General features: G+C 58.3%; 18 protein-coding genes. 14 read left to right on the forward strand and 4 right to left on the reverse strand.

The annotated features are described in order from the left end of the window. Nucleotides 1-28 precede the first annotated feature (28 nt). Entirely contained in the window at nucleotides 29-700 is a 672-nt protein-coding gene (locus ACXYMP_RS02580) for a haloacid dehalogenase type II (RefSeq protein WP_298567210.1), read from the forward strand. On the opposite strand, the gene ACXYMP_RS02585 is transcribed toward ACXYMP_RS02580, so the two are convergent. Then, a complete protein-coding gene (locus tag ACXYMP_RS02585; RefSeq protein ID WP_458904153.1) occupies nucleotides 685-2,214 on the reverse strand; it encodes an alkaline phosphatase family protein in 1,530 nt (509 codons plus the stop codon). The two genes, ACXYMP_RS02580 and ACXYMP_RS02585, sit on opposite strands and share 16 nt — an antisense overlap. Nucleotides 2,215-2,393: 179 nt before the next feature. Here ACXYMP_RS02585 and ACXYMP_RS02590 point away from each other — a divergent pair, with 179 nt between their 5' ends. The 10 genes from ACXYMP_RS02590 (at nucleotide 2,394) to ACXYMP_RS02635 (ending at nucleotide 14,546) form a co-directional block, all read left to right on the forward strand. Next, nucleotides 2,394-3,176, forward strand: coding sequence for a DeoR/GlpR family DNA-binding transcription regulator (locus tag ACXYMP_RS02590; protein ID WP_458904155.1), 783 nt, complete (start codon nucleotides 2,394-2,396; stop codon nucleotides 3,174-3,176). Then, nucleotides 3,176-3,964 carry an inositol monophosphatase family protein gene (locus ACXYMP_RS02595; protein ID WP_458904157.1) on the forward strand — a complete coding sequence of 263 codons (789 nt, stop codon included), beginning with the start codon at nucleotides 3,176-3,178 and terminating at the stop codon, nucleotides 3,962-3,964. Before ACXYMP_RS02590 ends, ACXYMP_RS02595 begins: the two co-directional genes overlap by 1 nt. 3 nt (nucleotides 3,965-3,967) lie before the next feature. Next, entirely contained in the window at nucleotides 3,968-5,647 is a 1,680-nt protein-coding gene (locus ACXYMP_RS02600; protein ID WP_298567219.1) for a Na/Pi cotransporter family protein, read from the forward strand. 31 nt (nucleotides 5,648-5,678) lie between these two features. After that, the gene (locus tag ACXYMP_RS02605) at nucleotides 5,679-7,040 is read left to right on the forward strand and encodes a glutamine synthetase family protein (protein WP_458904159.1); all 1,362 of its coding nucleotides are present in this window, start codon (nucleotides 5,679-5,681) and stop codon (nucleotides 7,038-7,040) included. Between the two features lie 77 nt (nucleotides 7,041-7,117). Continuing rightward, complete coding sequence (locus tag ACXYMP_RS02610; protein ID WP_458904161.1) at nucleotides 7,118-8,500, forward strand: aldehyde dehydrogenase family protein; 1,383 nt, start codon at nucleotides 7,118-7,120, stop codon at nucleotides 8,498-8,500. Beyond that, the gene (locus tag ACXYMP_RS02615) at nucleotides 8,497-9,642 is read left to right on the forward strand and encodes an iron-containing alcohol dehydrogenase (protein WP_458904163.1); all 1,146 of its coding nucleotides are present in this window, start codon (nucleotides 8,497-8,499) and stop codon (nucleotides 9,640-9,642) included. Before ACXYMP_RS02610 ends, ACXYMP_RS02615 begins: the two co-directional genes overlap by 4 nt. 347 nt (nucleotides 9,643-9,989) lie before the next feature. Continuing rightward, a complete protein-coding gene (locus ACXYMP_RS02620; RefSeq protein WP_298567232.1) occupies nucleotides 9,990-11,123 on the forward strand; it encodes an ABC transporter substrate-binding protein in 1,134 nt (377 codons plus the stop codon). Nucleotides 11,124-11,247: 124 nt separating this feature from the next. Continuing rightward, a complete protein-coding gene (locus ACXYMP_RS02625; protein WP_298567234.1) occupies nucleotides 11,248-12,360 on the forward strand; it encodes an ABC transporter ATP-binding protein in 1,113 nt (370 codons plus the stop codon). 12 nt (nucleotides 12,361-12,372) lie between these two features. After that, complete coding sequence (locus ACXYMP_RS02630) at nucleotides 12,373-13,293, forward strand: ABC transporter permease (RefSeq protein ID WP_248364846.1); 921 nt, start codon at nucleotides 12,373-12,375, stop codon at nucleotides 13,291-13,293. Beyond that, the gene (locus tag ACXYMP_RS02635; RefSeq protein ID WP_298567240.1) at nucleotides 13,290-14,546 is read left to right on the forward strand and encodes an ABC transporter permease; all 1,257 of its coding nucleotides are present in this window, start codon (nucleotides 13,290-13,292) and stop codon (nucleotides 14,544-14,546) included. The genes ACXYMP_RS02630 and ACXYMP_RS02635 overlap by 4 nt, the downstream gene beginning before the upstream one ends. A gap of 69 nt (nucleotides 14,547-14,615) precedes the next feature. Here the strand turns inward: ACXYMP_RS02635 and ACXYMP_RS02640 are convergent, their stop codons facing one another. Then, nucleotides 14,616-15,542, reverse strand: a complete 927-nt coding sequence (locus ACXYMP_RS02640; protein WP_458904167.1) for a carbohydrate kinase family protein — start codon at nucleotides 15,540-15,542, stop codon at nucleotides 14,616-14,618. A gap of 3 nt (nucleotides 15,543-15,545) precedes the next feature. Next, a complete protein-coding gene (locus tag ACXYMP_RS02645) occupies nucleotides 15,546-17,768 on the reverse strand; it encodes a thiamine pyrophosphate-dependent enzyme (RefSeq protein WP_458904169.1) in 2,223 nt (740 codons plus the stop codon). 508 nt (nucleotides 17,769-18,276) lie between these two features. On the opposite strand from ACXYMP_RS02645, the gene ACXYMP_RS02650 reads away from it, so the two are divergent. From ACXYMP_RS02650 to ACXYMP_RS02660, 3 genes are all read left to right on the forward strand, one after another. Then, nucleotides 18,277-19,299: a putative 2-aminoethylphosphonate ABC transporter substrate-binding protein gene (locus ACXYMP_RS02650; protein ID WP_298567249.1), complete on the forward strand. Its 1,023-nt coding sequence runs from the start codon at nucleotides 18,277-18,279 to the stop codon at nucleotides 19,297-19,299. A gap of 135 nt (nucleotides 19,300-19,434) precedes the next feature. Then, on the forward strand, nucleotides 19,435-20,547 hold the full coding sequence (locus tag ACXYMP_RS02655) for a putative 2-aminoethylphosphonate ABC transporter ATP-binding protein (protein ID WP_458904171.1): 1,113 nt from the start codon (nucleotides 19,435-19,437) through the stop codon (nucleotides 20,545-20,547). Then, on the forward strand, nucleotides 20,547-22,565 hold the full coding sequence (locus ACXYMP_RS02660) for a putative 2-aminoethylphosphonate ABC transporter permease subunit (protein WP_458904173.1): 2,019 nt from the start codon (nucleotides 20,547-20,549) through the stop codon (nucleotides 22,563-22,565). Before ACXYMP_RS02655 ends, ACXYMP_RS02660 begins: the two co-directional genes overlap by 1 nt. A 35-nt stretch (nucleotides 22,566-22,600) precedes the next feature. On the opposite strand, the gene ACXYMP_RS02665 is transcribed toward ACXYMP_RS02660, so the two are convergent. Further along, a complete protein-coding gene (locus tag ACXYMP_RS02665) occupies nucleotides 22,601-23,491 on the reverse strand; it encodes a LysR substrate-binding domain-containing protein (RefSeq protein ID WP_298567258.1) in 891 nt (296 codons plus the stop codon). Between the last annotated feature and the right edge of the window lie 30 nt (nucleotides 23,492-23,521).

A 23,521-nucleotide genomic window follows, 5' to 3' on the forward strand; every position in this document is an offset into this window, starting at 1 on the left:
GCGGGCTACACCAAGGAAAGGCCACCCCATGACCATCAAAGCCATCGTGTTCGATGCCTATGGCACGCTGCTGGATGTTTATTCCGTCGGTGCTTTGGCGGAAAAGTTGTTTCCCGGCAAGGGCGCGGCCATCGCCATCACGTGGCGTGACAAGCAGATCGAATACACCCGGCTGCGCACCATGTGTGACAGGTTCGTCGATTTCTGGCAGGTGACGGGTGATGCGCTGGACTATGCGTGCGACGCGCAAGGTGTTGACCTGACAGCCGACGCCAGAACCGCGCTGATGGCGGAATATGAAGAGCTGACGGCCTTCGCCGAAAACCATGCAGCTCTGACCCGGCTTCAGGACGCTGGCATGCCTATGGCGGTCTTGACCAATGGCAGCGCGGGGATGATTGCGGCTGCGCTGAAAGCCGCCAAACTGGCGGGGTTCTTTGATCATGTGTTGAGTGTGGACAGCGTGCAAAAGTTCAAGACTGCGCCCGAAGTCTATCAGATGGGACCGGATGCCTTTGGCTGTGCGGCCAGCGAGATCCTGTTCGTGTCCTCGAACTGTTGGGACATTTGCGGGGCGACATGGTTTGGGTATCACACGATCTGGCTGAACCGTTATGACCAGCCGATGGAACGTCTGGGGGTTGAGCCGAGTGCGCGTGGGAAAACGCTGACAGATGTGGCAGATTATCTGTTGGGCTGATGGCGGCTTTGCCGTTTGGGGCCATCATTGGTGATCGTGTCGAGTGACAGCGTGTGATCCATGTTCCGCATCCGGTGGCGCAGCATCTGGCGGGTGAGCCGCGCAAGGTCGGACGCAAAGGCGGGATCTTCTGCGACGTTCTCCATCTCGCCCTTACCGTGGTGGTCGAACAGCAGCGGAGGCAGATCAGCGGCGAAATTGACCAGCGTAAAGCGGTCATCCCGCAGGATGCCAAGGGACGAATTGCTGGTGTCGGTGCCTAGGCGTTTTTCCCAAAGTGTTGGCGCCTCCGGCTCGCTGAAATCCAGTTCCGAGAAGGAATAGTCGCGCCAGTCATCGGGCGTTTCGCCGTTTAGAAACGGTAAAAGGGATCGCCCATCCATCGAATTTGGCACCTCTTGTCCGACCCAGTCGAGGATCGTTGGCGTGAGGTCGATTGACTCGGTTGGGGCATCCACGTCTTGGCCAGCCTTGCCGCCCGGCGCGCGGATGATCAGCGGCGTGTGATAGGCCGCGTCATAGACCGAGTGTTTGCCCCAGGCGTGGTGGTCGCCCAGCATCTCTGCGTGGTCGGCGGTTACGATCAGCAAGGTATCGTCCCACTGGCCGCTTTCTTTCAGGAAAGACATCACGCGCCCGATATGGTGGTCCACTTCGGTGGCCAGCCCAAGATAGACGGATCGCAGAGTCTGGATGGTGTCGTCCGTCGGTGTGACCCCGGAACAGCCAATGACAAAGCTCGCAATCGGCGCGTTGTCCAGCGCGGGGCCAAAGAAGGGATGAACCGCGGCCTCGTCCTTGCGGGTGCCGATGCGTGTGGGCAAGGGCAGGGACGTGGGGTCATACATGTCGTTATAGGGCGCTGGCGCGACCAGCGGTGGGTGCGGGCGAATATAGGTCAGATGAGCAAACCAGTCTTCGTCCGCATAGGCGGGCATCGTGTCCAGAAACCGGTTTGTCAGGAAGGCAGTATCGCTGTCTTCGGCCTTATAGACAGCGGGCGCATTCAGGCGTGATCCATCACCGCCGGGGATGTAGAGCTGCCAGTAATTGTCCCACGTGTAGCCCTTACTCAGCAGATAGGAACGCCATGGGTAAGACATCTCCAACCGCATCTCGACTTGCTCGGCAAACCCGGCCATGGGGAATTCATAGGTCTGCATGGCGGGGTCGGTGGGCGCATGGACGCGCGGGTCGTGCGAGGTGTCGGTGTAGCCAAACAGCATTGGCAGATAGCCCGCCTTGCGCATTTCGCTGGCAATCGTCGGGGTGTCGTGGCGCAAGGGCGTCCCATTTCGCACCGACCGATGGTTCATTGCGTATTGGCCCGTTAGGATCGACGCGCGCGACGGCCCGCAGGGGTTGGTGACCGAAAAGTGACGGTTGAAGGTCACGGCCTCGGCCATCAGCGCGCGCATGTTGGGCAGATCAACGTGATCTGCCAGCGCCCCATGCAGGCAATCAGCCCGCAACTGGTCGATGATGATGAAAAGAACATTGCGTTGCGCTGTCATCGTTCGTTTCTTTCTGTTCTCCCACCCATGATGTAATCGTGAGCGATCCTGCATCAGTGTCCCAGCGTGACTGGTTTCAGCGGAATCTCGACAAAAAACGCGGTTTCAGCAACATTTTTCTTGTATGGATGTGGGTTTTTGTGTGTTGATGTGGGAAAGTTGCTGAATAGGGCGCATCAGTGAAGGAACAACACACCCATTCCCATCGCGAATTAGAGCTGCTGACGGCATTGCGACGCTTGGGGGGGTCTGCGCGTTCGGCGGATCTGGCGAAACTGCTGGATGTTTCGGAAGAAACTGTCCGCCGTGTCATCAAATCCCTGTCCAAATCCGGCTCGGTCGAACGTGTTCACGGCGGTGCCTATATTGCCGGAACACATAGCGACCCCAGCTTCTTTCGTCGCATTGCGCAGCATGCCGGTGAAAAGCGCGTTATCGCCGCCGGGATCGCATCAGAGATCGACGATGGAATGACCGTTTTCCTTGACGTCGGATCCACCACCGCCTTCGTTGCGGAGGAACTGCGCGCGCGCCGGCAACTGACGGTGGTGACAAACTCGATCGGCGTGGCGCAGACATTGGTCAGCCACAACAGCAATCGCGTTCATTTTCTGGGCGGAGAGATGCAAAGCGATGAGCGCGGCACTTTTGGGTATGTCACGCGACAGCAAGCGCGCCGCTTCGCCTGCGATGTCGGCATGCTGAGCGTCGATGCCGTGTCGGCTAAGCGCGGGTTCCTGTATGAAAACGCCGCCGAAGCTGCGTTGGCCGAGGTGGTTGCAGAATGCTCCGAGACGTTGGTTGTTGGGATGGACCACTTCAAGTTCAACGAAAAGGCGCCGCATTGCGGGATGACACCAGAACGCGTTGATCGGGTCTACACCGACATTGAACCGACGGGTGCGCTGGCCGCATCGCTTCGCGAATGGGGCATCAAGGTGGTGAGGTGTGGCGCGGCGTGATGACGAATAACCTGACAACGAAAACCGACCTGACGACCCATGCGCTTTGCGTCGCGAAAATCGCGGCAAAGACGGCGCGCGGCTATTTTCGCGGCAAGCTTGGTGTCGAGTTCAAGGCCGATGAAAGTCCGGTCACCCAAGCCGATAAGGCTGTCGAGGCAGACGTGCGCGCATATCTAAGAACGCACTTCCCTGATCACGGGATCTTCGGTGAAGAACAGGGCGTCGAGGGTGCGGACTGTGCCGAGCAGTGGATTGTCGATCCAATTGATGGCACTCGGTCGTTCCTGTCAGGCCATCCGCTGTTCGGTTTTCTACTGGCCCATATGCGCCAAGGTAAGGTCGATCTTGGTGTCATTGGGATGCCAGCGCTGGACGAGGTGTTCGTTGGAACCGCATGGGGCGGCGCGACCTTGAATGGCGCACCGATCCGTGTGTCGGGCACCACGCGGCTTCGCGATGCAGTGCTATATGTCAATGAGGGCGACAAGATACACGACCGTCACAGCGCCCTGTTTGCCCGCTTGATGCAGCAAGGTCAGACCCGCCGGTTTGCCTATGACTGCTATCCGCACGCGTTGCTGGCGGCAGGGCATGTCGATGCGGTTGTGGATTACGACTTGCAACCCTATGACTTCTTGCCGGTGCAGGCGGTGGTCGAAGCCGCGGGCGGCGTCATTACGGACTGGGCTGGCCAACTGCTGACCTTGCAATCAGACGGAAGCGTCATCGCGGCGGCGACACGGGCATTGCACGCGGAACTACTTGAAATTGTGCGGGCGGGTTGAACCATGGCAATACTGAGCTTTCTTGTTCAACTGACCGGGGCAACGATGTTGCTTCTGTTTGCGGTGCGCATGGTCCGAACAGGGATCGAGCGCAGCTACGGCGCGTCTTTCCAGCGCATGCTAACCGGGCAAAGCAGCATGATGGCAGCAAGTGCGACCGGTGTCATTCTTGCGGTGGTGCTGCAAAGTTCGGCTGCGGTTGCGTTGCTGGCAGCGGGGTTCGCGTCGGGTGGTTACCTTGCCTTCCCTGCCGGGCTTGCGATCGTGTTGGGGGGCGACCTTGGGTCCGCTTTGATCATTCAGGTCCTGTCCTTCCAGTTGGATTGGCTTGTGCCTGTCCTGCTGGCGGTTGGGGGATGGCTCTTCGTCAAGACAGAGGGCCGGGTGTGGCGGCAGGCGGGTCGTATCCTGATGGGGATCGCCTTCATCCTGATCGCGCTGCGGTTTCTGCGCGAGGCGATGGACCCGATCCGTGACAGCGCCTTCTTGCCCGCCATCGCCAACTATCTGGCGCGCGATTTTATCACGGCGTTTCTTGTGGGGGCGGCGCTGGCCTTTGTGATGCACAGTTCCGTCGCCGCAATCCTGATGTGCGTGACCCTTGTGCAGATCGACGCGGTGCCCTTTTCGGCCGGGCTTTCGTTGGTGCTGGGCGCAAATTTCGGCTCCGCCTTCATACCGGTTTGGCTGACCCGCAGTCTGGATGTGCGCACCCGGCGCATTCCGGTTGCCAATCTGGTGCTAAGGGGATGCTGGGCCGTGATCGTCCTGTTTGCTGCGAATTTCGCGTTGCGCGGCGGCTGGGTCAGTCTGCCAGAAACCGGGCAGGGGCTTGTGCTGGCCCATATTGCGTTCAACGCGTCGCTTCTGCTGATCGCTTTGCCCTTCGTGAAGGTGCTTGAAGCCCCTGTGCGCGCCATGATGCCCAACGTTTTGAAAGCCCCGACGGACCCCCGCCTAGCGCTGCACGAAATCAGCGCCTTGGACCCCGAGAATGTCGGGCCACCTGCGCAGGCGCTTTCGAGCCTCAAGAAAGAACTGCTGCGGATGACCGATCTGGTCGAGGTCATGTTTCGCCCTGCGCTAGAGCTGTATCGCAACAGAGATTTGGCCCGGATCAAAGCGGTGCAGGCGCTTGATGATGACGTGAACGCTTGTCTTGCCGGGATCAGAGACTTCGTCGCGGTGATCCCACAGAAGGAATTCGGCAAGGAGAATGCAAAGCTTGCCCGTGACCTGATGGAATATGCGATCCGGCTTGAGACCGCGGGCGACGTGGTCGCCAAGCGACTGGCCGTGCTGGCGCGCGAAATGTGCAAGGAGCGAACGCATTTTTCGCAAGAAGGATGGAATGAATTGGTGCGCATGCATGAAAGCATCCTTGCCAATATGAAGCTTGCCTCAAACGTGTTGATGTCTGACGATCTGGAAAGCGCGCGCCTGCTCAGCCTTGAAAAGACCGAGTTGAAACAGGCGGAACGGCGAAGCCGAAAGCGGCATTTGAAGCGCTTGCAAGACGGTAAAGTGAATAGTTTTGAGACCAGCGACATCCATCTGGAAACCCTGCGCGCCCTGCGTGAATTCAACAGCCATATTGCAGCGGTCGCCTATCCGGTGCTCTATCGAAACGGTCAACTGCTTGAAACACGGCTGATCGAGGATATGCCCGAAGCAGGGTCCTGATCCCTGTGGCCACGAAGAAGGAGAAGCCGCAATGGCTCAGACACTGAGTTTAGAAGACCTGAAAGCGCAAGTGACTGCGGGCGATGTCGATACCGTTCTGGTTTGCCTTGTGGACATGCAGGGCCGACTGATGGGCAAGCGGTTCCATGCGGGTCATTTCGTGGCAGGCGCTTGGCGCGAAACCCATTGCTGCAATTATCTGCTGGCGACCGATCTGGAAATGGCGACCCCAGATGGCTATGCCGCGACCAGCTGGGAAAGTGGTTATGGCGACTATGTCATGAAACCCGACCTAGACACATTGCGACCGGTGCCATGGTTGGAAGCGACTGTGATGGTATTGTGCGACGTGCTGGATCACCACACCCACGAAGAGGTGCCTCATTCGCCGCGCGCCATCCTGAAGCGGCAGGTCGCGCGGCTGTCAGCGATGGGGTTTGACGCCATGATCGCCACAGAGCTCGAGTTCTTCTTGTTCGAGAAAAGCTTTGACGAAATTCGCAAGGAAGGGTTCCGCGACCTTGCACCGATCTCTGGTTACAACGAGGATTATCACATCCTTCAGACCACGAAAGAGGAACACGTGATGCGGCCGATCCGCAACAACCTCTGGAATGCCGGTCTGCCGGTCGAAAACACCAAAGGCGAAGCCGAGGCCGGTCAGGAAGAGTTGAATATCAAATATGCGCCGGCCATGGACACGGCGGCGTATCACACGATTGCCAAACACGCGGTCAAAGAAATCGCGTGGCAGCATGGGCATGCAGCGACCTTCTTGCCAAAGTGGCACCATGACCGGGTGGGCAGTTCGTCCCATGTTCACATGTCGTTGTGGCGCGATGGCGCCCCCGCGTTCAAGGATGCGAACGACAAGCTTGGCATGTCAGTGCTGATGAAACACTACATGGCCGGTTTGCTGAAATACGCCCCCGACTACACGTTTTTCATGGCCCCCTATATCAACAGCTACAAGCGTTTCATGAAGGGCACCTTCGCCCCCACCCGGATCATCTGGTCCGTGGATAACCGCACCGCTGGTTTTCGACTGTGTGGTGAAGGCACCAACGCCGTGCGTGTCGAATGCCGCATTCCGGGGTCGGACATGAACCCCTATCTGGCGATTGCCGGCATGTTGGCGGCAGGACTTGCCGGGATCGAGGAAAAGCTGACCCTTCAGCCGCCCACCAAGGGAGATGTCTATCAAGGCGAGAGCGGTATGATCCCGGGCAACCTGCGCGACGCGCGCGAAGCTCTGCTTGGGTCGGACATGCTGCGCTCTGCGATGGGCGACGATGTGGTGGACCACTACGCCCGAACCGCAGAGGTCGAGATAGAAGAATTTGAACGCATCGTCACGGATTGGGAAGTCGCGCGCGGGTTTGAGCGGGCATAGGCGCATCACCCCTTCTGCGGCGTCTACAGACCCATTTTGGTCGCACTACGGGGCTCGCATTATTGAACGAGGATCATATGGCACAGACACTCACATGCGTCTCACCGATTGACGGGTCGGCTTTTGCAACGCGCGAGACATTGGCGATTGAGGATGCGTTGGCAGTTGCGCAGCGCGCGCGCGACGCGCAGGCGGCATGGGCTGCGCGCCCGTTGCAGGACCGGATTGACCTTGTGCTGGCAGGCGTCGCAGCCGTCGGCGCAATGAATGACGAGATCGTGCCAGAGCTTGCCCAGATGATGGGTCGCCCGGTGCGCTATGGTGGCGAGTTCGGTGGCTTCAACGAACGCGCGACGCATATGGCCGCAATCGCAGCCGAGGCATTGGCGGATATTGAGGTCGGCGAAGACGCGACCTTCAAGCGCTATATCAAACGCATCCCGCACGGCGTGGTTTTTGTCGTGGCCCCGTGGAATTATCCTTACATGACGGCAATCAACACGGTCGCGCCAGCATTGATTGCAGGCAACACCGTGCTGCTGAAACACGCAACACAGACCCTGTTGGTTGGTGAACGGATGGAAGCCGCCTTTCGCGCGGCAGGCCTTCCCGATGGTGTGTTTCAAAACATCTTCCTGTCGCACGATGTCACCAATGATCTGATCGCTGGCAATGCGTTCGACTTCGTGAACTTCACCGGTTCGGTCGGTGGCGGGCAGGCGATGGAGCGCGCCGCCGCAGGCACTTTCACCGGCGTGGGCACCGAGCTTGGCGGCAAAGACCCCGGCTATGTGATGGACGACGCCGATCTGGAGGCGGCTGCGGAAACCCTGATCGACGGGGCGATGTTCAACGCGGGCCAGTGCTGCTGTGGGATTGAACGGATCTATGTGCATGAGAGCCTGTTTGATGCGTTCGTCGCCAAGGCCGTTGAGATCGTGAAAGGCTACAAACTGGGCAATCCGCTGGACCCGAAAACCACGCTTGGCCCGATGGCAAATGTGCGCTTTGCTTCCGAGGTGCGCGCCCAGATTGCCGAAGCGTTGGCGGACGGCGCAAAGGCTCATATCGACCCGTTCACCGAAGATGACGGCGGCGCGTATCTGACGCCTCAGATTCTGACCAATGTCACCCACGACATGCGTGTGATGCGCGACGAAAGCTTTGGCCCGGTAGTCGGTATCATGCCCGTCAAAGACGACGCCGAGGCGATCCGCCTGATGAATGACAGCGAATTTGGTTTGACCGCGTCGCTCTGGACCCGTGACCTTGAGCGTGCGCAATCAGTTGGCGATCAGGTCGAAACCGGCACGGTCTTTATGAACCGCGCAGATTATCTTGATCCAGGCCTGTGCTGGACCGGTTGCAAAAACACGGGGCGTGGCGGCGGGTTGTCGGTGATCGGCTATCAGAACCTCACCCGTCCGAAATCCTATCATCTGAAAAAGGTAACGACATGAGCCTTGTTGGAAATTGGTCCTACCCGACCGCGATCAGGTTTGGCGCAGGCCGGATAAATGAATTGCCTGACGCTTGTGCGAAGGCCGGGATGAAACGCCCGCTTCTGGTAACGGATAAAGGCTTGGCGGACCTTCCGATCACCAAAGCCGCGCTGGACACCATCAAGGCCGCCGGGCTGGGGCGCGGGTTGTTCAGTGACGTCGATCCAAACCCGTCCGAGGTGAACCTTTATGCTGGCGTCGAGGCCTTCAAAGCCGGAGGCCATGACGGTGTGATCGCCTTCGGCGGCGGATCGGGGCTGGACCTGGGCAAGATGGTTGCCTTTATGTCCGGCCAGACACGCCCTCTTTGGGATTTCGAAGATATCGGCGATTGGTGGACCCGCGCCGACCCGGACGCAATAGCCCCGATCATCGCCGTGCCCACCACGGCGGGAACCGGGTCCGAGGTTGGGCGGGCAGCCATCATCACCAACTCGGTGACGCATGAGAAGAAGATCATCTTTCATCCAAAGGTGCTGCCCTCGGTGGTCATTTGCGACCCCGAATTGACCGTAGGTATGCCCAGGTTCATCACCGCCGGCACCGGTCTGGATGCCTTTGCCCACTGCGTCGAGGCCTACTCCAGCCCGCACTATCACCCAATGAGCCAGGGCATTGCCCTTGAAGGTATGCGGCTGGTCATCGACTATCTGCCGCGCGCTTATGCCGACGGCACCGATATCGAAGCGCGTGGTCAGTTGATGAGCGCCGCCGCGATGGGCGCCACGGCGTTTCAAAAAGGGCTTGGCGCCATTCATGCGCTCAGCCATCCGGTCGGGGCGATCTTCAACACCCACCACGGAACAACCAACGCCGTCTGCATGCCTGCCGTGCTGGCGTTCAATGCCCCAGCCATCAAAGATCGCTTTGACCGTGCCGCCGGATTTCTGGGCATCGCAGGTGGCTTCGAAGGGTTTCAGGCATTCGTCCAGCAGTTCAATGACAGCTTCAGCATCCCGCGCAAGCTGGGTGAGCTTGGCGTCACGCGAGACAAGATCGATGCGCTTGTCCAAGGGGCGATCAAGGACCCGTCCTGTGGCGGAAATCCAATCGAGTTGACCGAAGAAAACCTGCGAACGCTTTTTGAGCAGGTCATCTGATGCAGGCGTCGGACCGGCAAAAAGTTGACGGGCGAAGTGTTGACACGTGATGCAAACGGGCGTGACACTTGGTCCATTGTAACGTGGACACATGCTCACAGTGTCGATTCTTGGTGAATCCAACCGCCGATATGCGTTCGATGTGAAAAGCGTGTGGCACGGTTTGAACGATGGGGGGAACAACAATTTCGGTCCTGACAGCCGCACCATGCGGACACGCCCGGACAAGTGCCTGCTGATCTTGGTATGAACTGGACTGAACTAGCGGTCCAAGCTGGTGCTATTTTGGTCGGCACTATTGGCAAAGACTGCCAACATAAAAAAACAAAAACCAACGGGAGACTACTATGACAACCAAAACACAGTTCAGCAGACGTTCCGTGCTGAAAGGCGCGACCACGGTCGGCGCTGCAGCCTTGGCGACACCGATGTTTGTGAAAAATGCATTGGCATCGTCGGGTGAGGTTAACATCCTGATGTGGTCGGATTACCTGCCGCCCGAGTTTATCGCAGGCTTTGAAGCGGAAACCGGCATCAAGGTGAATTATACCGGGATCGGCTCGAACGAAGAAATCATCAACAAGATGAAGGCCACCAAAGGTCAGGGCTTCGACATCATCTCGCCGACCAACAACCGATCGCTTCAGTGGGGGCCGCTTGAGCTTCTGCAACCGTTCGATCTGTCGAAGGTCAACATTGATGCGGTGAACCCGGCAATGGCCAAAATCGGCACCGACGCATGGAACTTCGGGGATGCAGGCGCCCATTGGCTGCCGCATATCTGGGGCACTGAAGGCATTGCCTATCGCACCGACCTGTGGCTGCCTGCTGGTGACGCGCCAAGCTACGGTGACGTATGGTCGGAAGAAAACGCTGGCAAGACCATGGGCCGTGCGCATTCGATGATGCTGGGTGCTGGCCTGTATATGGAAGCGTCGGGCGAGATGGAGCCGGGCTCGATCTGGTCGGCTTATGAAGACGAAGAAACCATGCGCAAGGTTTGGGGGCAGGTCACCGATTGGTGCGTTGCCCGCAAGGACCGCATCAAACTGATCTGGAACGATGCTGACACCCAGAAGAACGGTCTTTTGAACGAAGGTGTCGTGGTCGGCCAGACTTGGGATGGTCCGCCGCTGGCGCTTAAGTCCGCTGGCGAACCTGTGCATTATCAAGCGCCGGTCGAAGGTGCGATGGCATGGGTTGACGGCATGTCGATGCCGGTCGGTGCCGAGAACATGGACCAGATCTATGCCTTCATCGAATATGCCTATCGTCAGGAGCCTGCGGGCGTTGCGATTGACAGCCATGGCTATAACTCGCCCGTTCTTGGGGCGGACACCTATTCGGGTGACACCTACAAGAAAAACTTCTCTGAAGCCTATCCGGGTGAAAGCCTGGCCAACCTGAACCCATGGCCTGCCGAAGCACCTTGGTATGCCGATGTGCGGACCGAGTTCGTCAACAAGTTCAAGAGCGCCTGATCGCCTTGAAACAGCGTTCCCCTGCCTGTGGGCGGGGGAGCGTCACACATCAGACTGAAACGTTGAACACGGAGCCGCGCCCCGCAAGAAGGGTGTGACCAATCCGTGCATGGGGAGAAGCCATATGAGTGCCGGAGTAGGCGTCGATCTCGAAAATCTGTGGATCCGCTTTGGGGATTTCGTCGCCGTGCGCGACGCGAATGTGCACATCAAGGGGGGCGATTTCTTTTCGTTCCTTGGGCCGTCGGGCTGTGGCAAGACCACCATCCTGCGCGCTGTGTCCGGGTTTCTTGAACCCAGCGAAGGCAATGTGCTGATTGGCGGCAACAACATGAAGGGCATCGGGCCGAACAAGCGCCCGACGGCTTTGATCTTCCAGAACCTTGCCCTGTTCCCGCTGATGAAGGTGTGGGAGAATATCTCGTTCTCGATGGAAATTGCGGGCGCGTCTGCCAAGGAACGTCGCAAGCGTGCCGATGAATTGCTGGACATGATTGCCCTGTCTGACCAAGGTGACAAACTGCCCAGCGAGCTTTCCGGCGGCCAACGCCAACGCGTGGCGATTGCCCGCGCACTGTGTGCTGAACCCGATGTGCTGCTGCTGGACGAACCCCTGTCCGCGCTTGATCTGAAGCTACGCCAACACATGCGCACCGAGCTGCGCGAAATCCAGAAACGCGTCGGCATCACATTCATCTACATCACTCACGATCAGGGCGAGGCGCTGACCATGTCAGACGACATCGCCGTGATGCGCGCGGGTGTCATTGACCAGATCGGTGATGGCAAGACGATCTATAACGATCCCGCCACCGCCTTCGCCGCCTCCTTCGTTGGCGAGAACAACGTGTTCCGGGGCAAGGTGCTTGAGGTCAATGGAAACGAGGCGCTGATCCGCACCAATCGGTCGGGCGACCTACGGTCGCGTATCTCGACGGCGAATTTGGGCAAGCTGGCGGTTGGCGACGACGCGATGATGTTCATCCGGCCCGAAGCGCTGGACCTTGCCCCGACAGGGACCAAGGGTGAAAACTTCGTGACCGCGCAAGTGACGCATGAGGAGTTTGAAGGCAACACCTTCAACATCTTCATGGAAGGTGACGGCGGCAAGGAAATCAAAGTCGCGATCCCCAATCACGGTCAATCCTTCGACGATCACACCGGGCAAGCCATGACGCTGGAATACGAGGTCGACAACGCTGTTGCCGTCCCCGCCGGCGAACTGGCCGCGGAATAGGGAGCGTCAGTCATGCCGAGTTTCCTGAAAGACTTCTTCAATCGGAACGGCACGTTGATGGGGTCGTTGATGCTGGGTCTGGTCCTGTTCTGGACCGTCGGTCTGATCATCCTGCCGCAACTGTCGATGCTCGATTTCTCGTTCCGTCCGAACCTGCCCCCGCCTGAAATTGGTGGGCCAAAGGATGTCTATACGCTTGAGAACTACAAGTATCTGGTCTTCGGACCGGAAGGGGGCAGTCAGGATTACAACGCGGTCGACCTGAAGGTCTTTTTCCGCACTCTGGTCGCGGCTGTCTGCGTGACCATCTTCAACCTGATCCTGTGTTATCCGATCGCGTATTATCTGGGCCAGACCAAGGGCAATCACATCCGTATCCTCGCCCTGATGCTGATTATCCCCTATTGGATCAACGAAATTTTACGCGCCTTTGCGCTGCGGATCATCTTTGGCGAAAGCGGGGTGCTGAACACTATTCTGGTCGGCTCCGGGATATTCGACACGCCGTTTGACTTCATCCGCAACGATATTGCGCTCTATGCCGGTCTTGGATACGCCTATATCCTGCTGATGATCTTCCCGATCTACAACGTGATCGAAAGCCTTGATCACAACCAGATCGAGGCCGCGCGCGACCTTGGCGCCCCTTGGTGGCGCATCCATAAACGCGTTGTGATTCCCTATGCCAAACCCGGCATCAGTTCGGGCTGCACGATGGTCTTCATGCTGTCTGCCGGGGCACTGGCCGCGCCGCAGATCCTTGGCGGGCCATCCAGTCTGTGGTTCACCCAGCTGATTTACCAGCAGTTCAATGACAATAGCGACTGGCCACAAGGCGCGGCCTATGCGGTAGTGCTTCTGGTGACCTGTATCCTTCTGGTCCTTGCGGTCATGCGGCTGTTCAAGGTGAACATGGGGGATATCGGCAAATGAACAATTCCATTATCCGTATCTCGATCTGGGTCTATCTGGCGATCTTCTTTATCTATCTGCTGGGCCCGCTTGTGATCATGTCGATCACTGCGTTCAACTCGCCCAGCTTTCCGCGCGCCACCCCTTGGGAATGCTTGACCTTCGAATGGTTCTCGGCCCTGTTTCAGGACGAGCGCATCCTGAACGGCATCAAGAACTCGATCCTTGTGGGGATCGGCACGATCATCCTGTCGGTGTCGATGGGACTGGCCGGCGCGCTGATGCTAACGCAAATCTGGCCCAAACTGCGCGCGACCTATTACACGATCATCATCGCGCCGATCCTGATCCCCGGCGTGGTGCTTGGCATCTCGACACTGGTCTTCTGGGACCGCATCAACCGGATGCTGGGTCTGGGGGCGGATAGCTTCCTGTCAAATGGCCTGTTTCTGACCATCATCGGTCAGTCCACCTTCATCGCCAGCTATTGCATGTTGGTTCTTGTGGCCCGTCTGCAACGCTATGACCTGGCCCTGACCGAAGCCGCATTGGATTTGGGCGCAACCCATGCCCAAGCATTTCGCAAGATACTTCTGCCCTTCATGCGCCCGGCGCTTGCATCGGCGGCGGTGCTGGCGTTTCTGGCCTCGTTCGAGAACTACAACACCACCACCTTTACCTTCGGCGAATACCCGACGCTGACGATCGAACTGGCGCAGAAAGTGCGTTACGGCATCACGCCTGCGATCTCGGCTTTGGCGTTCATGATCGTTGTGCTGACCGTCTTCGCGGCCCTGTTCAACGAGGCCAACATCAAGCGCAAAGAGGTCATCGCCAAAGCGCGAAAAGAAGGTGCGACGGTTGGCGATGTGACCAGCGGCGTCAAACTGCCCGGTTTCTTCACCGGTAATGCAGCCGCCATCACGTTGGTTGTCTTTGCTGTCGCGACCATCGCGGTGATCGGCACCGCAACGGTTTATAGCCCCAAGCAGTGCATTGCCAATGTGCAGGAACAGAAGCGGCTGGAAACCCAAAAGCGCATCCAGGAACTGCGCGATCAACGCAAGCGTGACGCCGAGGCCGCTGGTCAGGCGGGTGGCGCGACCGGGGCCGCAAAACCGTCAAACAACTCGGGTTTTGGCGGCGTCTTTGCACCGGGAACGCTTCAGGGTGGGGATCAGGGCACAGCCCCTGCTGATGATGCGGGGTCGTCAAACAACTCTGGCTTCGGAGGTGTCTTTGCCCCCAACAACATCAATGGCGCTGACAACTGATCCAAAGAGGTCGAAATGAAGCAAAGGCCCGGACTTGTGCCGGGCCTTTTCAGTTGCTGGGCCAATTGATTAAAGCTCGTGCGCCCAAGGCGGGTTTGCCCCCGCGCGCGCGACCGTAACGGCCGCAACCTGTGCCCCATGGACCAACGCCTCGCGCAGTGTGTCTTCTGGCAAGGCTTTCAACGCCTCTTTGGTCAGCGCACCCAGTTCAGACAGCCTGGCAACCACGCCTGCATTGAACGTGTCGCCCGCGCCAACCGTATCAACGATCGTTGCTTTTTGGGCGGGCACGTCGACCACCCCGCCGCCGCGTAGGAACCCGATCGCGCCTTCGCCGCCGCGCGTCACGATCAGCACCGAAGGGCCGGATGCCAAGATCCGCCCAGCTTTCTGCGCCAACGAGCCTTGGTCGGTGTCGATCCAGTCCAGATCTTCGTCCGACACTTTTATGATGTCAGCGCATTCGATCATGGACGCCAGGCGCGCGCGAAACCGGGCTTCGTCGCGGATAAACCCGGGGCGAATATTGGGGTCGATTATCACCGCGCGGTTGGCACCTTCTCGCGCCACAAGCGCGGCATAGGCATCTGCGCCAGGTTCGCATGCAAGGCTTATGCCACCAAAATAGAGCGCCGAAACCTGCGCGGAGAGGGCGGGCATATCATCTGGCGTCAACATACGCCCGGCGGTGTTTTCATCGAAAAAGGAATATGTCGCGTGCCCGTTGGTCAGCTGAACAAATGCCAGCGTCGTGGGGCGATCAGAGGTGATCACGTGCGAGGTGTCCACGTGACTGTCCGTGAGGGCCGCGCGCAGTTGCTGGCCAAACATGTCGGTTGAAAGCCCCGTCAGCATCCCCACTTCGGCACCAAGGCGTCCAAGTGCAATGGCGGTGTTGAAGACAGCGCCGCCCGCATGGGGCACGAAGCCGTCACGCCCGGTCGTCGTGGGGGCGGGGATCATGTCGATCAGGGCCTCTCCGCAACACAAGATCATACGCTACCTGTTCCTCGTCGGCCCGCCATTGGGGTCGGCTTCTCGCCCATTTTCCCACAACGCGCGCGCGGCCTGTCTGATGCTTTCGCGTGACGGCATGGTTGCCGCATAGGCGGGGCCCGTGGCGATGAAGCAATCCTGCGCAGCATGGCGCGCATGGGCAAGGTCGCAGTTTTCGTGAAGAAACGCCATCAGAGCCTCGGACAGACTTCCAGTCGCGCGGCATTCGTCCACGATAAGAACCTTTTCAGCGCCAGCCAGCGCCGACAGAATGCCGGCTTGCGGCAATGGGGCCACCCAACGAAGGTCAATGATCCGGGTTTCGATGCCCTCGGCGCTCAGGTCTTCGGCGGCCTGCCGGGACAGATACCGCCCATTGCCATAGGTCAGGATGGCAAGCGGTCCGTCACCTTCGACGCCGACCTCGCCCAAACCGATCCGCTGGTCAGGGGCGGGATACCGGGACATCCAGCCCCCATCCTTTTCAAGCAACAGATCACGCATCGGATAGAGCGCAATGGGTTCGATGAACACTACGACGCGTTGTTCTTCGCGCGCCAGTCGAACGCATTCGCGCAACATCATCGCGGCCTCGTCCCCGCGTGATGGGCACGCGACCACAAGGCCGGGAATATCGCGCAGAACCGCAAACGAGTTGTCGTTGTGAAAATGCCCACCGAAGCCCTTTTGATACCCCAACCCAGCAATGCGGACGACCATGGGGTTGGTGAACTGCCCGTTGGAAAAGAATGGCAGCGTGGCAGCCTCGCCCCGGATCTGGTCCTCGGCGTTATGCAGGTAGGCCAGAAACTGAATCTCGGGCATCGGGATAAATCCGTTATGCGCGGCGCCAATGGCCAGCCCGAGAATGGATTGTTCGTCCAGAAGGGTATCTATCACCCGGCTGGGACCGAACCGCTGGATCAGCTTTTGGGTGACGCCATAGACCCCACCTTTGCGCCCGATGTCTTCGCCCATCGTGATGATTTCGGGGTGGTCCAGCATCAGGTCAGTTAGCGCCCAGTTGATCAGCCTATTCATGGGCTGAGGGCTGTCTATCTGGCCGATATCTGCCCCAAAAGCTGCCGCTCGCGCATCTGGCGTCGGGCCATTGCCCGGCGTGCAATCGCGAGGGGATGGGATCAGCGACGCGCTGACCTGCTCTGCTGTCTCAAGACGTGGGCGTGTCACCACCTCTGCCGCAGTTTCTGCGCAGATGGTTTCGGCGTCGCGATACAGGCGTAACACCTCGTCTTGTGTCAGCACACGTTTGTCGATCAGCAGGCGGGCGGAGTGCAAAAGGGGGTCGTCTGCCTCCCAGCTCTCGAACACGTCTTTCGGAAGATAGGCGTGCTGAAGGTCGGACCCCGCATGCCCGTAAAGGCGCACGACCGACAGATGCAGAAATGCCGGCTTGCGCTGGGTGCGCACATAGTTCGCCGCGTCTTGGGCCACCCGGAAGGTCTGGTAGATATCCAGCCCATTTGCATCGAAATACTTCAAACCCGGTTGGTTGGAAAAGTTTGCAGCGATCCAACCCGTCGGGGTGCGGGTCGAGATGCCGATCCCGTTATCTTCGCACACGAACAGAAGGGGCAGGGGCACCGATTGGCAGGAGGTCCATCGCGCCGCATTGATCGCGCCTTGGGCGGTCGAGTGGTTGGCCGAGGCATCCCCAAACGAGCACAAGACAATGCCATCATCGGCCAGCACTTTGTGTTCGGGTGGATTTCGCTTGGCCAGACCAATGGAATACGCAGCACCCACCGCCTTGGGCAGGTGGCTTGCAATCGTCGAGGTCTGGGGTGGAATGGCCAGAGCTTTCGAGCCCAAGACCTTGTGACGCCCGCCGCTGATCGGGTCGTCGGCCGAGGTCGCAAAAGACAACAGCATATCCCGCGCAGCGTTCGTTCCCGGCACCTGGCTTGACCGCATCGCCTGAAAGGCACCATCGCGGTAATGAAGGAACGCCATGTCTTTCGGCCGGACCGCGGCGGCGACCGCGGCCATGCCTTCGTGGCCCGAAGACCCAATCGTATAGTAACCCTGACCCGCAGCCTGCATCTTGCGCGACTGCCGGTCCAGATTTCGGCTCAGGCATTGCGCGCGAAAGATTTCCACCGCCTCCGTGTCTTCAAGCGGTCCAGATGGCGCCTCGCCATGCGGGAAATCCCCGGCCAAAACCCGGTCACGAAAAGCCTGGTCGACGACATCCGCGCGATCCATGCGATTTCTCCTTTGATTTGGGCCTGACAGTCACAAGGGTGTCACATGGGTGCATGATGATTGGCACCAAAGCGAACGAGGTTTCGCCCGAATGCATCAACACGCGCGCAGAAATGCAAATGGAAAATACCAACCAGCCGCAAAGTGTAATCGAGCCAGCCGCCACACGTCACCGGCACGGCGTTACGGTCAGGCGTGGTGAGCCCGCATATGACTCAATCCGAAAAGGTCAGCTGAGGGGCGATTAAGTCACTGAAGTATTTATATTAAAACGAAGATCGCAGCCGTCTCAACCGGCGGGCCCTTTTCTTGATCGGTGAAGCAGCGGCAAAAAACTGGCGAACAAATGTGCTGCCTGGCTGCTATTGCTATAGGCTGGGCTAATCATGTGGTAGGTTTAATCGATTTTTCTTGTCGCCACAAACTGCCAAACTGGTCGCACCAAAAAACAGCGACGCGATTAATCAGCGATTGCTTGCAAAACAAAAGACCAACAGAGGAGAAACAGATGAAGTATCTAACGACAACATTTACGTCGTTGGTGGCGGGGGCTCTTCTTGCCACGGCTGCCGTCGCAGAGACGGAACTGACCGTTTACACCGCGGTCGAGGCCGAAGATCTTGCCCGTTACGCCGAAACGTTTAACCAAAGCCACCCGGACATCAAGATCAACTGGGTGCGCGATTCTACCGGGATCATCACCGCAAAGCTGCTTGCCGAACGCGACAACCCACAGGCAGATGTTGTCTGGGGGCTGGCGGCAACGTCGCTTTTGCTTCTGAAATCCGAAGGCATGTTGGAACCTTACGCGCCAGCAGGGGTCGAAAACCTTGATCCGAAATTTGTGGATGGCGACACCCCACCGGCATGGGTCGGGATGGACGCTTGGGTCGCGGCGGTCTGCTACAACACTGTCGAGGCTGAGAAAGCCGGGCTAACGCCGCCCACGTCGTGGAAGGACCTGACTGATCCGATGTATGCGGGTCACCTTATCATGCCGAACCCAAATTCGTCCGGCACTGGGTTCCTTGACGTTTCCAGCTGGCTGCAACTGTTCGGTGAAGAAGGCGGATGGGAATATATGGACGCGCTGCACGAAAACATAGCGCGCTATACGCATTCCGGCTCGAAACCCTGCAAGCTGGCTGCTTCAGGCGAAATTCCGATCGGTATCTCGTTTGCATTCCGTGGGGCCAAGTCAAAAGCTGCGGGCGCTCCGTTGGAAATCATCGTGCCGTCTGAAGGCGTCGGTTGGGATATGGAAGCCACGGCTATCGTCGCGGGCACGGCCAATCTGGAAGCGGCGCAAACTCTGGTCGACTTCACAGTCACCAAAGAAGCCAACGTGATGTATAACACCGGCTATGCTGTCGTCGCCTATCCGGGCGTTGCGCAACCGGTCGAACACTTCCCCGAAGGTCTTCTGGATGCAATGATCGACAATGACTTCGAATTTGCTGCAAACAACCGGGCTGCGATCCTTAAGGAATGGCAGAGCCGCTATGACGGCAAGTCTGAACCCAAGTCCTGATCGTTTTGAGCGGGGGACAGCATTTGCCCCCCGCTCACTCCAATGCGCTCCCTTCTTTGAAACAAACAGAACAGACCCGGCATACGCCGGTCGGCACACCTGTACGTGAAAACCGTTGAGGTAAGGATCCACTCCGTGACACAACACCACGCTTCTGATGAAACGTATCTGAGCATTGACAACCTGTGGAAAGCCTTTGGTGCCTTTCTGGCACTGAAAGACATCACACTGGCGGTCAAGAATGGCGAATTTGTTTGCTTCCTCGGGCCTTCCGGCTGCGGCAAGACCACATTGCTGCGTGCGATTGCCGGGTTGGATCTGCAAACCAAGGGCACTGTGATGCAGGGCGGAAAGGATGTGTCGAACCTGCCGCCGTCCGAGCGCGATTTCGGTATTGTCTTCCAGTCGTATGCGTTGTTTCCCAACCTGACGATCGAAAAGAACATCGCCTTTGGTCTGGAAAACACCGGTCGCGGCAAAGCCGAGATTACCGCCCGCGTCGCCGAGTTGCTTGATCTGGTCGGTCTGCCGGAACAAGGAAAGAAATACCCGGCACAGCTTTCTGGTGGTCAACAACAGCGCATTGCTTTGGCGCGCGCGATTGCAACCAACCCTGGCCTATTGCTGCTGGATGAGCCGCTGTCCGCACTGGATGCCAAGGTGCGCGTTCACCTGCGCCACGAGATCAAGGAGCTTCAACGCAAGCTGGGCGTGACCACCGTCATGGTGACGCACGATCAGGAAGAGGCGTTGGCGATGGCCGACCGGATCGTGGTCATGAACCATGGCGTGATCGAACAAGTCGGATCCCCTACCGAGATTTACCGGGAACCCGCCAACTTGTTCGTTGCCGACTTCATTGGCGAAATGAACCAAATCACCTCGATGGTGACCAAGGGCGGGCGGCTCAGCGTCGGGGAAAAGACCTTTGCCTGCCACGAGCACAGCTTCAGCGACGGCACCCCCGTCGTTGCCGCGATCCGCCCCGAAGACATCATACCGCATGAAGAAGGCTATGATGCTGATGATCCCAACCGCAATTGCATCGACGTGCTGTTGCATGAAATGGAATTCCTTGGGTCGTTCTGGCGGTGCCGTTTGCGCAACGAACGGTTCGGCGCCTCAGAACTGATTGCCGATTTTTCGATCAATGCCGTGCGACGCCTCGGGCTTGGTGAAGGCCGGCAGATGGTTATTGAACTTCCGACAGATCGCCTGATGGCGTTTGACCGCCCGGAGGCAAGCTGATGGCCGGCATTACAGACGCAACACAGATGCCCGCTGGGCCGGTCGTCAAAGGCAAGCTGAGCCGCGACGACATCCTAATGCGCGGCGGCATGATGGTGATCGCGCTTTACCTTATTATCACGCTGGCCTTGCCGCTTTACGCGATGCTGTCCAAGTCCTTTTCGACCTATCGCGTCGAGCTTTCGCAATACGAGTTTCAGATCAGCGATGATGCGGGTGTCTTTGATGGAACCATTCTGAACGCAGAGGTGCTGAACCAGCAAACCGGCGGGATTGACCCGGCTGACCTGAACACCGGGTCCGATGGTCGCTTGCCCGTCACCGGATTGTTCCCCGATTTCAGCTTTCGCAGCCCGGTCATGTATCAGGTCCGCAATACAAGCGACGAGGGTCGTTTTCTTGTCGGATCGACCCTGCAGGATGGAACCGATTGGGTAACGCTTGACAGCAACACCTTCCGCCGCGTGCAGTTGCGACCTGTCAAGGCGACCGGGTTCGACAACTTTATCAACTACTTCTCGACACCCGCGCTGTTCAATTCGATCAAGAACTCTCTGTGGATTGCGGTTATCAGCACGATCGTGACCGTGACCTTGGCGTTTTGGTTCGCCTATGCGCTGAACCGAAGCTGTATGCGTTACAAGGGGGTATTCCGGCTGATCGCCATGGCCCCGATCCTTGTGCCGTCGCTGTTGCCCGGCATCGCGCTGGTCTATCTGTTCGGCAATCAAGGTATCGCGAAAGAGCTTTTGTTCGGGGCCAGCATTTATGGCCCGATTGGGATCGTGATCGGATCCATATTCTTTACGTTCCCACATGCGTTCATGATCATCTCGACCGCGCTGGCGATCTCGGACGCGCGCCTTTACGAAGCTGCCGCCAGTCTGCGGGCCACGCGCTGGCGCACGTTTTGGACGGTGACCATTCCGGGCGCGCGCTATGGCCTGATCTCGGCGGCGTTTGTGGTGTTCAACCTTGTGATCACCGACTTCGGACTGCCAAAGGTGATCGGCGGTCAGTTCAACGTGCTGGCGGTGGACATCTACAAACAGGTGATCGGCCAACAGAATTTCGAGATGGGCGCAGTGGTGTCCGTGGTGCTCGTCATCCCGGCCATCTTTGCGTTCGCCATCGACCGATTGGTGCAGTCGAAGCAGGTGGCGTTGTTGTCGGCGCGGTCTGTCCCTTATCAGCCGCAACCCAACCAGCGCACAGATATGATATCGTTCATCTATTGCGCATTCGTCGGCCTGTTCATCGTCGGCATTCTGGCGATCTGCCAATACGCCGCCCTGATCAAATTCTGGCCCTATGATCTTAGCCTGAGCCTCAACAACTATCAGTTCGACAAGATGGATGGCGGCGGCTGGGCGTCTTACTACAATTCGATCAAACTGGGCCTGTTCACGGCCGTCTTCGGCACCGCGATCGTGTTTTTCGGAGCCTATCTGGTCGAGAAGACCAACGGGTTCAGAACTGGCCGCGCGCTCTTTCAGATGTTCGCCATGTTGCCGATGGCCATTCCGGGGATGGTGCTGGGCTTGGCTTACATCTTCTTCTTCAACAGTCCGTCCAACCCGCTGAATGCGATCTACGGCACGATGGCGATCCTTGTGATCTGTTCGGTGACGCACTTTTATACGGTGTCGCACCTGACGGCCGTCACGGCATTGAAGCAGATGGACCGCGAGTTTGAATCGGTCTCCGCGTCGCTGAAGCAGCCCACGATGAAGCTGTTCAGCCGGGTCACTGTGCCAGTCTGCTTGCCGTCGGTTTTGGACATCTCGATCTATCTGTTCGTCAATGCGATGACGACGGTGTCTGCGGTGGTGTTTTTGTATTCGCCCAAGACCTCGTTGGCCTCCATCGCGGTGCTGAACATGGATGATGCGGGCGACATTGCCCCGGCTGCCGCGATGGGGATGATGATCTTCTATACCAACGCGGTTGCGCGGATCATTCACCTGCTGGTTTCAAAAGGTGTGCTGGTCAGAACGCAAGCGTGGCGAACGCGTTGAGCGTGACCTGACAAGCCGCGAAAAAGCGCACCGGGTCACGATCCGGTGCGCTTTTCTTTTTCCAAAAGCGCATTACGCGCCAGATCCATGAAGGTGCGGATCACTTTGACATCGCGCCGTTGCACCAGATGCACAAGTGCTTCGCTCATCGTGATATCGACATCGCTGAGCGGGATCCGTTTCAACCGGTCGTCATGGCCATATTCTGCCTGAGACACAAATCCGATCCCTGCGCCCGAGGCCACGACCTCGCGCACGGCCTCGCGGCCCTCTGCTACGATGGCAGGCCGCAGAGTCAGGCCCTGCTTCCTGGCCGCGTCTTCCAGCTTCTGTCGCGTTTTTGACCCAACCTCTCTGAAGATCAACGGCATCTCCGTCAGGTCTTTCAGTGTCAGGGGTTTCTTATTCGATAGGGCCATTTTGCGTGCTGCAAAGGCGGTGATTTCAGTTTCACCAAGGGTCAAAGCTTCCATATCCTTGCCCGGAGACAGGCTGCCCACGATCCCAATCTCGGCGTTATACGCCCTGAGATCGTCAAGGATGTCTTCGGTGTTGCCGGTGCGCAGCGTCACCGTGACATTGGGGTAATGCGCTCGAAATTTGCCAAGAAAATCAGTGATGTGGTGGGCGCTGTCAGCGATGATACGCAGCTCGCCTTCAACAGCGGCACTGGTCGAGGACATGTATTCCTCGATCTGCTGTTCAATCTCGAAATATTGTTTGGTGAACCTGAACAGGTGCTCGCCTTCTTCGGTCAACCGGATGCGTTTGCGCTCGCGATGAAACAGCAGCGTATCGTGGTGTTGCTCTAGCTTTCTGACCTGTTCGGAAATGGCCGGTTGGGTCAAAAGCAAGGCTTCCGCAGCGCGCGAAAAACCACCCAGAAGGGCAACGTGGTGAAAAGCTTTCAGCTGACTGTGGCGCATGCTTCAGGTCCGTTTTTCAAGCATAAGCAC

Source organism: Aliiroseovarius sp. CAU 1755 (genome assembly GCF_054482655.1).

Coding starts and splice junctions, on each gene's coding strand:
- ACXYMP_RS02580 (WP_298567210.1), top strand. CDS start 29: ATGACCATCAAAGCCATCGTGTTCGATGCCTATGGCACGCTGCTGGAT.
- ACXYMP_RS02585 (WP_458904153.1), bottom strand. CDS start 2,214: ATGACAGCGCAACGCAATGTTCTTTTCATCATCATCGACCAGTTGCGG.
- ACXYMP_RS02595 (WP_458904157.1), top strand. CDS start 3,176: ATGACGAATAACCTGACAACGAAAACCGACCTGACGACCCATGCGCTT.
- ACXYMP_RS02600 (WP_298567219.1), top strand. CDS start 3,968: ATGGCAATACTGAGCTTTCTTGTTCAACTGACCGGGGCAACGATGTTG.
- ACXYMP_RS02605 (WP_458904159.1), top strand. CDS start 5,679: ATGGCTCAGACACTGAGTTTAGAAGACCTGAAAGCGCAAGTGACTGCG.
- ACXYMP_RS02610 (WP_458904161.1), top strand. CDS start 7,118: ATGGCACAGACACTCACATGCGTCTCACCGATTGACGGGTCGGCTTTT.
- ACXYMP_RS02615 (WP_458904163.1), top strand. CDS start 8,497: ATGAGCCTTGTTGGAAATTGGTCCTACCCGACCGCGATCAGGTTTGGC.
- ACXYMP_RS02620 (WP_298567232.1), top strand. CDS start 9,990: ATGACAACCAAAACACAGTTCAGCAGACGTTCCGTGCTGAAAGGCGCG.
- ACXYMP_RS02625 (WP_298567234.1), top strand. CDS start 11,248: ATGAGTGCCGGAGTAGGCGTCGATCTCGAAAATCTGTGGATCCGCTTT.
- ACXYMP_RS02630 (WP_248364846.1), top strand. CDS start 12,373: ATGCCGAGTTTCCTGAAAGACTTCTTCAATCGGAACGGCACGTTGATG.
- ACXYMP_RS02635 (WP_298567240.1), top strand. CDS start 13,290: ATGAACAATTCCATTATCCGTATCTCGATCTGGGTCTATCTGGCGATC.
- ACXYMP_RS02640 (WP_458904167.1), bottom strand. CDS start 15,542: ATGATCTTGTGTTGCGGAGAGGCCCTGATCGACATGATCCCCGCCCCC.
- ACXYMP_RS02645 (WP_458904169.1), bottom strand. CDS start 17,768: ATGGATCGCGCGGATGTCGTCGACCAGGCTTTTCGTGACCGGGTTTTG.
- ACXYMP_RS02650 (WP_298567249.1), top strand. CDS start 18,277: ATGAAGTATCTAACGACAACATTTACGTCGTTGGTGGCGGGGGCTCTT.
- ACXYMP_RS02660 (WP_458904173.1), top strand. CDS start 20,547: ATGGCCGGCATTACAGACGCAACACAGATGCCCGCTGGGCCGGTCGTC.
- ACXYMP_RS02665 (WP_298567258.1), bottom strand. CDS start 23,491: ATGCGCCACAGTCAGCTGAAAGCTTTTCACCACGTTGCCCTTCTGGGT.